The organism is Geodermatophilus aquaeductus, assembly GCF_900182545.1.
Lineage (GTDB): Bacteria > Actinomycetota > Actinomycetes > Mycobacteriales > Geodermatophilaceae > Geodermatophilus > Geodermatophilus aquaeductus.
On the sequence record NZ_FXTJ01000001.1, the window covers coordinates 68,069 to 80,622 of the forward strand.

Sequence of the window (12,554 nt, forward strand, 5' to 3'; positions counted from 1 at the left end):
CAGTCGAGGAACGTTCTACCGGCGCTCGCCGGACCGCGGACGCGCGGGGTGGCCCCCGGCGGGCGCACCGGCGGCGGGCGCGGAGGTCCCGGCGTCGGCGGCCAGTGCCTGCAGCGCGGTGCGCACCATGAGCCGGACGCCGACACCGATCGCCCGCTCGTCGACGTCGAAGGTGCCGCGGTGCAGGTCCAGCGGCGGGCCGCCGCCGTGCGTGCCCAGCCGGGCCAGCGCGATCGGCAGGACGTCGGCGAACCAGCCGAAGTCCTCCCCGCCCATGCTCTGCGGCGACTGGCGGACGTTCTCGGCACCCACCGTCTGCATCGCCGCCGTGCGGATCAGCGCCACCGCCCGCGGGTCGTTGACCACCGGCGGGACACCCGGCACGTACTCCACCTCGACGCCGGCGCCGGTGGGCGCGACCACCTGCTCGACCAGCCGGCGCAACAGCTCCTCGGCACGCTTCCACTCGTCGCGGTCGAGCACCCGCACGGTGCCGCGCAGCGTGCCCCGCTGCGGGATGGCGTTGGCCGCGACACCGGCGTTGACCGCACCCCACACCAGCGAGAACCCGGCGCGGGGGTCGACCTGCCGCGACAGCAGGCCGGGCAGCCCGGTGACCAGGCGGCCGAGCGCGTCGACGAGGTCGACGGTCAGCTGCGGGCGGGCGGTGTGCCCGCCGGGGCCGGTGAGCGTGACGTCGATGCGGTCGCAGGCCGCGGTGATCGAGCCGGTGCGCAGGCCGACCGTGCCCACCGGGATCGCCGGGTCGCAGTGCAGCGCGAACGCCCGCGAGGCGCCGTCGAGGACGCCGGCCGCCAGCACGTGCGTGGCGCCGCCGGGCACGGTCTCCTCGGCCGGCTGGAAGACGCAGCGCACGGTGCCGGGCAGGTCGTCGAGGCCGGCCAGCGCCAGCACCGCGCCGAGCGCGACGGTGGTGTGCACGTCGTGCCCGCAGGCGTGGCACATGCCCTCGCGGGTGGAGGCGTACGGGACGTCCTTGAGGTCGGCCAGCGGCAGCGCGTCGATGTCGGCGCGCAGCACCACGGTCGGCGACCCGGACCCGACCTCCACCACCAGCCCGGTGCCGCTGGGCAGCCGGCGCGGGGCGAGCCCGGCCTCGGTGAGCCGCTGCTCGAGGTAGGCCGTCGTCTCCACCTCGGCGTAGGCCAGCTCCGGGTGCATGTGCAGGTGGCGGCGGACGCGGACCAACTCGGGGAGGCGCTCGTCGACCCAGGCGTCGAGCCCGGCGGCCAGCTCCTCGGGGGTCCGGGTCATGCGGCGTGCCCGCCGGCACACGCCGCCGGGCCGGGGACGGGGCCATCGTGAGCGGAGGCGGGACCATCGTGAGCGGAGGCGGGGCCATCGGGGCCGGCGACCGGCCCGGAGGTGGGCAGTCCGTGCTCCCGCTCGGACAGCAGCAGGTCGACGACGGCGCGCAGGTCGCCGCCGGAGGCCAGCGCCGCGGCGCGCTGCCGCTGGTAGGAGGCGCCCACGGCGAGCACCCGCTCCACCCCGGCGAGCTCGGTCTCACAGCCGAGCCGCTTCGCCGTCGGCGCGAGGTCCTCGGCGAGGTCGAGCAGCGCCTGCCGCACCGGCCGCACGGTGCCCCTCTCGTCCACCACGATGTCGGCGTCGAGGCCGTGCCGCGCCGCCCGCCACTTGTTCTCCCGGAGCACCCAGCTGGGCGGGGTCGGCAGGGTGTACCCGCGGTCGAGCTGGCCGTCGAGCTGCTCGACCAGGCACTGGGACAGCGCGGCGACCACGCCGATCTCCTCGAGCGTGGGGAGGCCGTCGCAGATCCGCAGCTCCACGGTGCCGAAGCCGGGGTGCGGGCGGATGTCCCACCACACCTCGCGCACGCTCTCGATGGCGCCGGTGGAGATCAGCGTCTCCATGTAGGTCTCGAAGCCGGCCCAGTCGGGCAGCTGGGTCGGCAGCCCCGCCGTCGGCATGGCCTCGAAGACCTTGCTGCGCGCCGAGGCCAGGCCGGTGTCGCAGCCGACCCAGAACGGCGAGGACGCCGACAGCGCCAGGAAGTGCGGCACGTACTGGGTGAGCGCGTTGACGATCGGCATCGCCTTGTCCGGCGATCGGACGCCGACGTGCACGTGGACGCCGAAGATCTGCAGCCGCCGGGCCAGCCACTGCATCCGCTCGACCAGCTGCAGGTAGCGCTCCTTGGGCGAGATGAGCTGCGTCTGCCAGTCGGTGAACGGGTGGGTGCCGGCGCACAGCAGGCCCAGGCCGCGGCGGTCGGCGGCGGCGGCGACCTCGGCGACCGTGCCCGCGAGGTCGGCGGTGGCCTCCTCGACGGTGGTGCAGACGCCGGTGATGACCTCGACGGTGGACTGCAGGAGCTCGTGCTTGGCCTTCGGGTGCTCCTCGGCGCCGTCGGGGCGCATCTCCTCGAGGATCTCGATCGCGCCGGCGGTCAGCTCCCGCGTCTCCCGGTCGACGAGCTGCAGCTCCCACTCCACGCCCAGGCTGGAGCGCTCCGAGGAGGAGAACGGGATCTGCACGCTGCGAGTCTAGGGACGGCGGGCTTCCCCCGCCGGTCCGTCGCAACCGGGCCACAACCGGCCGCGGCCGCGGCCGCAACCGCCTCCCGGTCCGCTGGTGTCCTCGCCGGCGACACGTCCGGCCCCGCACCGGGAGGTCCCCGCGATGTCCGTCCGCACCCGTTCTGCTCTCCCCGTCCTGGTGGGGGCACTCGTCGTCCTCGCCCCGTCGGCGGCCCTCGCCGACCCGCCGGCGCAGGACCCGCGCACCGTCTCCTGCGGCGCGCTGCTGGCCCAGGTCCAGCACTGGCCGGGCACCGGTCACCGCGACCAGCCGATCTTCTCCGACGGCTACGAGCTCTCCCTGCTGTCGCAGCCCGAGTGCACCGGGACCCTGCCCTGACCCGGGTCCCTCAGGGGAGGTCGGTGCACGTCGGCCGCCACTCCCGGCCGGGCAGGTACTGCGCCCACTCGGCCGGGGTCAGGTCCCGCCCGGCCATCGCGCAGACCGCGGCGAGCCAGTCCTGCGGCCGGAGGGGGTACCGCCGGCCCGGGCCCTGCCCGCTGAAGGCGATCAACTCCTCGCCGGCGCTCAGGAGGTGCAGGGAGCTCTCCGCGGTCCCGCCCGACACGGGCAGGGGCGGTCCGCGCAGAAGCCCGCGCTCGGCGTCGACGAGGGTGACCGACCCGTCCACGGCCGAGACCGCCACCGTCCGCCCGTCGGGGAGCCAGTCGGCCTGCAGCAGGGGGACCCCGACACGGGCCGGCTCCCCGACCTGCACCCTGCGCTCGGCGTCCACCAGCTGCACCACGCCCTGCGAACCCACCACCACGAGGCGCCGGCCGTCCCGGCTGAACGCCATGTCCTCGATCCGGTCCCCCGTGCGCAGCAGCACGGTGCCGCGCAGCTCCAGCGTCCTGCCGTCGAGGATCCTGACGACGGCCCGGGAGCCACTGGCCAGGGCCACCAGGCGGTGGTCGCCGCTGACGGCCGACACCCTCGCGTCACCACCGCGGTCGGGGCGGCTCTCCACCCGACCGGTCGTGGCGTCCACGACCGCGAGTCCCGGCACGTCCTCGAAGCTCCCGCCGGCCCGGGAGCAGAGCAGGAGGTCCGCGCCGTCGGAGGTCCACTCGGCACAGGACACCGCCGCGGCCGGCAGCGCCCCGCCGTCGGCGTCCAGCTCCCCGGTCGCCGGCAGCCGGATGGTCGTCACGACCTCCCGGGTCCGCGTGTCGAGCACGGTGGTCGCCAGGCCGCTCGTGACGGCGACCCGGTGACGGTCGGGACTCACCGCGACGGCAACGGCCGGGATAAGCGGCACGGACGGCGGCTGGGAGAAGGGGTACCGGGGCAGCGACGGCAGCCGGCCGACGGGCACGACGTCCACGCGGCCCGTCGCGAGGTCGAGGAAGGCAGCCGCGACGTCCCGGGTGTCGTCGGGCGGGTCGAGGACCGAACCCCCTGTGTCGGCCGACACCCGGCGGACCGGCACGACCGCGAGACGGCCGGGCTCGACGACCTCGGGCCGGCCCGCCACCCACCAGCCGGGGACGTCGGGGAACGGGCTGCCGAAGCCGCCGTCGGGACGGACGTCCCACACCACCACGGTGTCCTCCGGCGCCACGGTGAACAGCCGGTCGCCGTCCGTGTCGACCTCCGCCCGCGTGACGAACCCGGCGTGGCCGCCGAGCGCCTCCCGCTGCGTCCACAGCCCGGTGGCGGGGTCGACCTCCCACAGCAGGACCCCCGGGTCCCCGCCCGCGGTCACCGCCCAGGAGCGGTCCGGGCTCTGCTGGACGTCGGACACCCCGCCCTGGTGCGCGTCGAGCTGCTGCCGGGCCGTGCCGTCGGGGCCGTACAGCGTGACCGCGCCGTCGGACCACAGCTGGGCAGCCCCTGGGGCCAGGGAGCGGAAGCCGACCGTGTCCGCCGGTCGCGACGGGGTCCGCAGGCCGACCTGGTTCCCGGTGGCGAGGTCGCTGAGCATCGCGAGGTCACCGGCATCGCCGCCCCGAGGCGCCCACGTCACCAGGGTGTCGGCGTCGCGGCCGAACCGGGCACCGAAGGGCTCGACGTCGACCGGCGAGGCGTCACTCGGCACCGCGCCGCCGATCCCCAGGTCGCGCACCGGGCCCCCGCCGCCCGCGTCGACCTCGACGACCGTCCAGGTCCCGCTGTCCGAGGGGGACGGACCGGCCCGCGCCACGACCACCCGGATGCGCCGGCCGTCCGGGGTGAACACGATCGCGAGGGGGTAGCCGCCCAGCGCCGCGCCGGCCAGCACCCGGTCCTCCCCGGCGGGGGTGAGCAGCCGCGCCCAGGCCTCACCCGCATCGACGTCCCAGCCCACCCCGGCGACCGTCTCCTCCGTCGGTGAGCCGGCCACTGCGGTCGTGCCCCACCAGGCCCCGCCCTCCTGGACCACCCGGGGCGCGACGTCGCCCGGCGACCACGCCGACCAGTCCGATCCCTGGAGCAGCAGGGTCGTGCCGTCCATGACGACCGCGTCGGTGACGCCGCCGGGGGCGGGCAGCACCCGCTCGGCACGGCGGTGTTCGGCGAGGGAGGTCAGCAGGCGGTCCTCGGTGTCCGGCGTCCCGGCCAGCCGGACGGCCTGGGCGGCCAGGAGCAGCGAGAGGTCCAGCGGCCCGGCCCGGGTCGAGAGCGTCGCCAGCCGGTTGGCGTCGGCCACCAGGGCCGCCCGCCGCGCCTCCTCCTCCCGCACCTCGGCGCCGCGCTGGGCACGAACCGCCGCACCGGCGGCCACGAGGGCCACGACCAGCACCGCGGCCAGGCCCACGGCCAGCCACCGGGTCCTCCCCCGCGCGGCCGCCTCGCGGTCGGCCCGGCGGTGGGCGGCCGCGAGCTCCGCGTCGGCGGCGGCGCGGGAGGCGTCGAGGAAGGCCCGCTCCACCGGCGCGGGATCGGCGTCGGGCCGGTCGGCCCAGTCCAGCGCGGCGGTGAGCCGGGCACCGCGGTACAGCTCGTCGTCCGGGCGCCCGGCGGCGTCCCAGTCGTGCGCGGTGGGGGCGAGGTGCCGGCGCACCGCGCGCCCCGTCGCGTCCTCCTCCAGCCAGGTCGCCAGCCGCGGCCAGGCGGTGAGCAGCGCCTCGTGGGCCACCTCGAGCCGGTCGCCGTCGAGGGCGAGCAGCCGCCGCGCGACGAAGACCTCGACCACCGCCCGGCGCGCGGGGTCGCCGTCGTCGAACTCCTCGCGCGGCAGCGGACGGCGGACCAGCGCCCCGCCGTCGTCGACGTCGGCCAGGCGCACCAGCAGGCGGCGGGCCAGTTCCTGCCCGCGGGGGTCGAGCGCCGCCCAGGCCGCCTCGGCCGTGCGGGTGAGCGCGCCGGCGACGCCCCCGGCCGCGAGGTACCCGGCGAGGGTGAGCGTCCCGGCGCGGCGTCGCTCCCACGTGCCCACGAGCGCGGTGGACAGCAGCGGGAGGGCCGAGGGCCGGCCGAGGACGTCGGCGACGACGGCCTCCACCAGGTCGGGCTCGACGGCCAGCCCCACGGCGGCGGCCGGTTCCCGCACGACCTCCCGCAGCTCCGCGTCGGTGAACGCCGGGACCAGCACCACCCGGCCGTCGAGCCGGGCCGTGAGCACGGCGTGCTCGGTCAGCCGGCCGACCGCGTCCCCGCGGAGGACGAGCACGCAGCGGGCGGCCACCCCGTCGTCGAGCAGCCCGAGCACCGCGTCGAGGAAGGCGGTGCGCTCGGCCGGGTCGCTGCCGGGCGCCCACAGCTCCTCGGCCTGGTCGACGACCAGCAGCACCGGCCCGTCGTCGTCCGCGAGCGGGGCGAGGACGTCGACCGGGCAGCGGCCGGGTGTGACGACGACGGGCCGCCAGGCGGCGCTGCCGGGCAGCGCCCCGGCACCGAGCGCGGGGACCAGGCCGGCCCGGACGGCCGAGGACTTCCCGGCGCCGCTGGGGCCGGAGACGACCGTCAGCGGCGCGTCGACGAGGCGGGCCACCAGCCCCGCGACCAGGCGCGCCCGGCCGCGGAACAGCGGGGCGTCCTCGGCCTGGTAGGCGGCCAGGCCCTTGTAGGGGCAGCGGGCGGCACCGGCCGGCGGGCCCTCCGGCGCGGCCGGTGGCGTGGCCGGTGACCGGGCCGGTGACGGGGCCGCCGGGAGGTCGAGGGCCGGGTCCTGGGCGAGGACCGCCGCCTCGACCGCGCGCAGCGCGGGCCCGGGCGGGGCGCCCAGCTCCTCGGCCAGCAGCGCCCGGGCCCGGCGGACGGCGGCGAGCGCGTCGGCCTGCCGCCCGGCCCGGTACAGGGCCAGCACGAGCAGCCGCCACCAGTCCTCCCGCAGCGGCTCCTCGGCGACCAGCCGCTCCGCCTCGGGCAGCACCAGGGCGTGCTGGCCGAGCGCCAGCCGGGCCTCGCCCAGCGCGGTCAGCGCCCCGGTCCGGACCTCGGCCAGCCGGCGCCGCTCCCCCTCGGCGAACCCCGCGTCGGGCCAGTCGGCGTAGGGGTCCCCGCGCCACAGGGCGAGGGCCGCGGAGAGCTCCGCCACCGCCTCGGCCGGCGCGCCCGCGACGAGGTGCGCCCGCCCGCGCGCGGCCAGGTCGCCGGCGTGCAGCGCGTCGAGGTCGGCCCGGTCGACGGTCAGCGCGTAGCCGGGCCCCCGGCGGGCGACGTAGCGCCCCGGGGAGCCGCGCGGGCGGCCGGGCTCCAGGGCGCTGCGGAGCCGGACGACGTGCGCCTGCAGCGACTTGCGGGCGGTGGCCGGCGGGGCGCCGTCCCAGAGGACCTCGGCGATCCGGTCGGTGGACACTCCCCCGGGCGCCCCGGCGGCGAGGACGGCGAGGAGCAGCCGCTCCTTGGCGCCGGGCACCGGCACCGGCTCGTCGCCGTCCCCTCGGACCTCCAGCGGTCCGATCACCGCGAACCGCACCCGGCCACGGTAGGGCGGGTCCCGGCCGGGATCGGAGGCCGCGGCGCGGGGCGCGACTGCCGCGCGTGGCGCCGTCCTGCCGTACCGGCCCGGTACCGGTCCGTGAGGACCTCAGACGGCGGCGTACTCCGGCGCCGCGCTCGCGGGGCGGCCGAGCAGGGCGGCGGCCGGCGCCCGCTCCAGCACGGCGGCGAGCGCGCGGGGGCCGTAGAGGTCGGGGTGCACGCGCACGCAGCAGAGGTCCCGGCCGACCACCGAGACGCCCCGGCCGTCGTCGGTGGGGACGACGGCCTCGACCCGCGACCAGGGGATGCCGTGCACGTCGCCGTCGGCGTCGGCGTGCGCGAGACCGTCGTCGGAGACGACCAGGGTCACCCGCGCCGAGGCGTCGAGCAGCCGGCGCACCAGCGGCGGGCGGAACAGCGTGCCCTCCGGCAGCTCCGGGAGGGTGCCGCACAGCGGACGGCGGGCGACGCCGGCCGGGCCGTCCCACGGCGCGGTGTCGGGGACGGCGAGGACGGCGGTCGGCTCGGCCCGGCGCAGCGCCGCGGTGACCTGCTCCGGCGTGACCGCGCGCCAGGCGGCGAGGGTGCCGGCGGCCGGGCGGAACGGCAGCCCGGTGGCCGCGCAGTAGGCGGCGTCGGCCAGCTCGGCGCCGACGGCGTCCTCGTCGTCGAGCTCGGCCTCCAGGCCGTCGACGGCGTGCGCGACCTCCTCCGGCGTCGGCCCGGTGGCGCACAGCTCGGCGAAGACGTCCCAGAGCAGGCCGGCCACCTCGGCGTCGTGGCCGGTGCGGGCGTCGACGACGACGGCGACCTCGCGACGGTCGGGGGCGAGGTCGAGGGTCAGCGAGTCGACGGCGTAGGACAGCCCGCGGTCGTGCCGGGCGCGCTCGCGCAGCCGCTCCTGGACGACGTCGACCCCGACGGCGAGCGCGGCGTCGGCCGGGGCGTCGCTGGCGAGCAGCAGCCCGACGCCGGGTGCGTCGGTGTGCGTCCAGACCGGGCCGTCCTGCGGGCGCGGCACCGGCACCCGGCGCACCGGGCGCGGGCCGCCGGGCAGCGGCAGCCGCAGGCCGTCCGGCAGCGGGCCGTGGCACCACAGCGCGGCGTTGGAGCGGACGAACCAGCGCGCGGCGTGCGCCCGGACGGTCTGCTCGTCCAGGTACTCCGCGCCCGGGCCCGCCGAGACGGTCAGCCCCGGCCCGGTCAGGCCGTAGCGGGCCGCCCACAGCGCGCTGACCGTGGAGGACCCGCTGCCGCAGCCCTCGGCCTGCAGCACGCCGGCCTCCGCGGCCATCCGCTCGGTGGGCAGGTCGGACAGCGCGCGGCAGACCGCCTCGAGGAAGGCGCCGACGGCGGCCGGGCGGCCGGTGGCGAAGAAGGCGGTGCTGTCGACGTCGGTGACGGCGTTGCAGCGCAGGTGCGTGCGCGGCAGCGCGGCCATCGCGAGGTGCTCGACGAGGTGGGTGACCTCGATGGTCGCGAACGTCTCGTCGCGCAGGCCCACGCCGAAGACCAGCGCGGCCGTCGTCCGCTCCCGCCCGCCCGCGGTGAAGACCGGGACGCCGTCGATCCGCGTTCGCTGCACCGCGCCATGGTCGGGGAGCGCGGGGCCGCCGTCCCCGGCCGACACGCGGCCGGGGACGGCTGGGACGGATGGGTCAGCACCCGGGGGCGACGCCACGCTGGGTTAGCGTCGTCGGGTGAGCGCACCCGATCCCGCGGCCACCGCCGCAGCAGCAGCCGCCGACCTGACCGCAGCCCTGGGCGACGGCCACGACGTCGCCGTCGTCATGGGCTCGGGATGGGCGCCCGCCGCCGACGCCTTCGGCGAGCCCGCGGCCTCCGTCGGCATCGGCGACCTGCCCGGTTTCGCCGCCCCCACGGCGGTCGGCCACGGCGGCCAGGTCCGCTCGGTGCGCGTCGGCGACCGGAAGGTGCTGCTCTTCCTCGGCCGCACCCACCTCTACGAGGGCCGCGGCGTCGAGCCGGTCGTGCACGGGATCCGCACCGCCGCGGCGGCCGGCGTGCGCACCGTCGTCCTCACCAACGCCGCCGGCGGGCTGGCGCCCGACCACCGGGTCGGCCAGGCGGTCCTGATCAGCGACCACCTCAACCTGACCGCCCGCTCCCCGCTGGTCGGGGCGACGTTCGTCGACCTCACCGACCTCTACTCCGCGCGGCTGCGCGAGCTGGCCCGCTCGATCGAGCCGGACCTGACCGAGGGCGTCTACGCGGCGCTGCCCGGCCCGCACTACGAGACGCCGGCCGAGATCCGGATGCTGCGCACCCTCGGCGCCGACCTCGTGGGCATGTCCACGGCGCTCGAGGCGATCGCCGCCCGCGCCGCCGGCCTGGAGGTGCTGGGCCTGTCGATGGTCACCAACGCCGCGGCCGGCATCACCGGCGAGAAGCTCGACCACGAGGAGGTCCTCGCCGCGGGCAAGGCCGCGGCGGGCCGGCTGGGGCAGTTCCTCGTCGAGTTCATCGGCCGGCTGCCGTGACCGTGCTCGACCCCCTCCTCGACACCGCCCGCGCCTGGGCCGCCGCCGACCCGCACCCCGGCGACCGCGCCGAGATCGAGGCGCTGGTCGCGGCCGGCGACACCGCCGAGCTCGAGCGCCGCTTCGCCGGGCCGCTGACCTTCGGGACCGCGGGGCTGCGCGGGCCGCTGCGCGCCGGGCCGGCCGGCATGAACGCCGCCGTCGTCACCCGGGCGGCCGCGGGTCTCGGCGCGTGGCTCACCGCCGCCGGGCACGGCGGCGGGGGCGTCGTCATCGGGTTCGACGCCCGACGCCGCTCCGACGAGTTCGCCCGCGTCACCGCCGCGGTGCTGGCCGCCGCCGGCTTCGCCGTCCGGGTGCTCCCCCGGCCGCTGCCCACGCCGGTGCTGTCCTCGGCCGTGCGCTCGCTCGGCTGCGTGGCCGGAGTGATGGTCACCGCCAGCCACAACCCGCCGCAGGACAACGGCTACAAGGTCTACCTCGCCGACGGCGCGCAGCTCGTGCCGCCGGCCGACCGGGAGATCGAGGCCGCGATCGCCGCCGTCGGCCCGGCGCGGGACGTGCCGACCTCCGACGAGTGGACCACCCTCGGCGACGACGTCGAGGCCGGCTACGTGGCCGCCGTCGTGCGGGCGCTGGACCCCTCGCAGGTGCCGGCGATCGTGCGGCAGGGGGTGACGGTGGCCTACACCGCGATGCACGGCGTCGGCGCGGCCACCACGCGGGCGGTGTTCGCCGCGGCCGGCTTCGCGCCCCTCGTGAGCGTGCCCGAGCAGGACGCGCCCGATCCGGCGTTCCCGACGGTCGGCTTCCCCAACCCGGAGGAGCCCGGCGCGATCGACCTGTTGCAGGACCTGTCCTCCCGCGTCGGCGCCACCGTGGGGATCGCCGAGGACCCCGACGCCGACCGCTGCTCGGTGGTCTGCGACGGGCGGCAGCTCACCGGCGACGAGGTGGGCGCGCTGCTGGCCGACTGGCTGCTGCGCCGCGGCGTGCGCGGGACCTACGCGTCCTCGCTGGTCAGCGGCTCGCTGCTGCACGCGCTCACCCAGGCGCACGGCGTGCGCTTCGCCGAGACGCCCACCGGCTTCAAGTGGATCATCCGGGCCGGCACCGAGGACGAGCCGCTGGTGTTCGGCTACGAGGAGGCGCTGGGCTACGCGGTGACCCCGGAGGTGGCGCGAGACAAGGACGGCATCTCCGCGGCCCTCGCCGTCGCGCTGCTGGCCGCCGAGCTCAAGGCCACCGGACGCAGCCTCGTCGACCGGCTCGACGAGCTGGCCCGCGAGCACGGGCTGTTCGCCACCGGCCAGCTGTCGGTGCGGGTGGAGGACCTCACGCTGATCTCCGACGCGATGGAGCGGCTGCGCGCCGACCCGCCGTCGCGGCTGCTCGGCCGCCCGGTCACCGCCACCGACCTGCTGACCGAGGACCCGCCGGTCGACGCCGTCCGGCTGCTCGGCGACGGCGTCCGCGTCGTGGTGCGGCCCAGCGGCACCGAGCCGAAGCTCAAGGCCTACCTGGAGACGGTCGTCCCGGTGCACGACGACGCGGGGATCATCGCCGCCCGCGGCCGCGGCGAGGACGAGCTCGACCAGCTGCGCGGCGAGATGGCGCACGCGCTGGGGCTGTAGTGGACGTCGGCGCGCTGGTCTTCGACGTCTTCGGCACCGTCGTCGACTGGCGCGCCGGCGTGGCCCGCGAGGCGGCGCGGCTGCTCGGTCCCGGCGTGGACGCCGCGGCCTTCGCCGACGCCTGGCGGGCGCGCTACCAGCCGTCGATGGACCGCGTCCGCGCCGGCGAGCGGCCGTTCGTCCCCCTCGACGTGCTGCACCGCGAGTCGCTGCCCGCGGCGCTGGCGGAGGTGGGCATCGACGGCGTGGGCATGGACGGCGTGGGCATGGACGGCGTGGCCGACGACGTCGCCGCCGAGCTGGTGCTGGCCTGGCACCGGCTCGACCCGTGGCCGGACGCGGTGCCCGGCCTGACCCGGCTGCGGAGCCGGCACGTCCTCGCGCCGCTGTCCAACGGCGGCGTCCGGCTCTCGGTGGACCTGGCGCGGCGGGGCGGGCTGCCGTGGGACCTCGTGCTCGGCGCCGAGGTCGTGGGCCGCTACAAGCCCGACCCCGAGGTGTACGACTCCGCGCCGCGGCTGCTGGCGCTGCCCCCGTCGCGGGTGCTGATGGTCGCCGCGCACGTCGAGGACCTGGCCGAGGCGCGGGCGCGCGGGCTGCGGACGGCCTACGTGCACCGGCCGCTGGAGTTCGGCGGAGACCCCGCGCCGCCGGAGACCGACCCGGGCGCCGACCTGTCGGTGTCCTCGCTGGAGGAGCTGGCCGCGGCGCTCGGTTGCTGAGGTCAGCGCCCGTGCCGCGGCCTCCGCCGCGGCACGCCCCGCCGGGCGGCGGCGACCGACAGCCCGGCGGCGGCTGCGGCGGCGAGCAGCCAGCCGATCCCGGCGAGGACGCCCTGCCCCTCGCCCTCCAGGGCGCGGACCCAGGCGACGACGAGGGCGGTGCCGAGCAGCCAGAGCAGCACCGGCAGCGGCCGCCAGCGCCGGAGGTCGGCCATCACGACGACGGGCGCCAGCACCACTCCCCCGACCAGCACGATGATCATGACCGGAGTGTGCCGGACGGGTCC

At 77.9% G+C, this 12,554-nt stretch carries 9 protein-coding genes; 4 read left to right on the forward strand and 5 right to left on the reverse strand.

All coding sequences use genetic code 11. The features are described 5' to 3' along the window. Positions 1-15: 15 nt before the first annotated feature. Together FN207_RS00285 and FN207_RS00290 are read right to left on the reverse strand one after the other, a co-directional pair. Positions 16-1,275, reverse strand: coding sequence for an amidohydrolase (locus FN207_RS00285; RefSeq protein WP_142456425.1), 1,260 nt, complete (start codon positions 1,273-1,275; stop codon positions 16-18). Beyond that, the gene (locus tag FN207_RS00290) at positions 1,272-2,519 is read right to left on the reverse strand and encodes a glutamate--cysteine ligase (RefSeq protein ID WP_142456426.1); all 1,248 of its coding nucleotides are present in this window, start codon (positions 2,517-2,519) and stop codon (positions 1,272-1,274) included. The genes FN207_RS00285 and FN207_RS00290 overlap by 4 nt, the downstream gene beginning before the upstream one ends. A 145-nt stretch (positions 2,520-2,664) precedes the next feature. Here FN207_RS00290 and FN207_RS00295 point away from each other — a divergent pair, with 145 nt between their 5' ends. Next, the gene (locus FN207_RS00295; RefSeq protein ID WP_142456427.1) at positions 2,665-2,901 is read left to right on the forward strand and encodes a hypothetical protein; all 237 of its coding nucleotides are present in this window, start codon (positions 2,665-2,667) and stop codon (positions 2,899-2,901) included. 10 nt (positions 2,902-2,911) lie between these two features. On the opposite strand, the gene FN207_RS00300 is transcribed toward FN207_RS00295, so the two are convergent. Both FN207_RS00300 and FN207_RS00305 read right to left on the reverse strand, forming a co-directional pair. Then, positions 2,912-7,405: an nSTAND1 domain-containing NTPase gene (locus FN207_RS00300; protein WP_142456428.1), complete on the reverse strand. Its 4,494-nt coding sequence runs from the start codon at positions 7,403-7,405 to the stop codon at positions 2,912-2,914. 111 nt (positions 7,406-7,516) lie between these two features. Continuing rightward, positions 7,517-8,995 carry an insulinase family protein gene (locus tag FN207_RS00305; RefSeq protein ID WP_142456429.1) on the reverse strand — a complete coding sequence of 493 codons (1,479 nt, stop codon included), beginning with the start codon at positions 8,993-8,995 and terminating at the stop codon, positions 7,517-7,519. Positions 8,996-9,110: 115 nt separating this feature from the next. Here FN207_RS00305 and FN207_RS00310 point away from each other — a divergent pair, with 115 nt between their 5' ends. The 3 genes from FN207_RS00310 to FN207_RS00320 are packed head-to-tail and all read left to right on the forward strand — an operon-like array spanning position 9,111 to position 12,267. Continuing rightward, the gene (locus tag FN207_RS00310) at positions 9,111-9,911 is read left to right on the forward strand and encodes a purine-nucleoside phosphorylase (protein WP_142456430.1); all 801 of its coding nucleotides are present in this window, start codon (positions 9,111-9,113) and stop codon (positions 9,909-9,911) included. Between the two features lie 2 nt (positions 9,912-9,913). Then, positions 9,914-11,545 (forward strand): phospho-sugar mutase, encoded by a 1,632-nt coding sequence (locus FN207_RS00315; protein WP_142456431.1) that lies wholly within the window; start codon positions 9,914-9,916, stop codon positions 11,543-11,545. Further along, positions 11,545-12,267, forward strand: a complete 723-nt coding sequence (locus tag FN207_RS00320) for a haloacid dehalogenase type II (protein WP_142456432.1) — start codon at positions 11,545-11,547, stop codon at positions 12,265-12,267. Before FN207_RS00315 ends, FN207_RS00320 begins: the two co-directional genes overlap by 1 nt. Positions 12,268-12,269: 2 nt before the next feature. On the opposite strand, the gene FN207_RS00325 is transcribed toward FN207_RS00320, so the two are convergent. Further along, a complete protein-coding gene (locus FN207_RS00325) occupies positions 12,270-12,530 on the reverse strand; it encodes a hypothetical protein (protein ID WP_142456433.1) in 261 nt (86 codons plus the stop codon). Positions 12,531-12,554 lie beyond the last annotated feature (24 nt).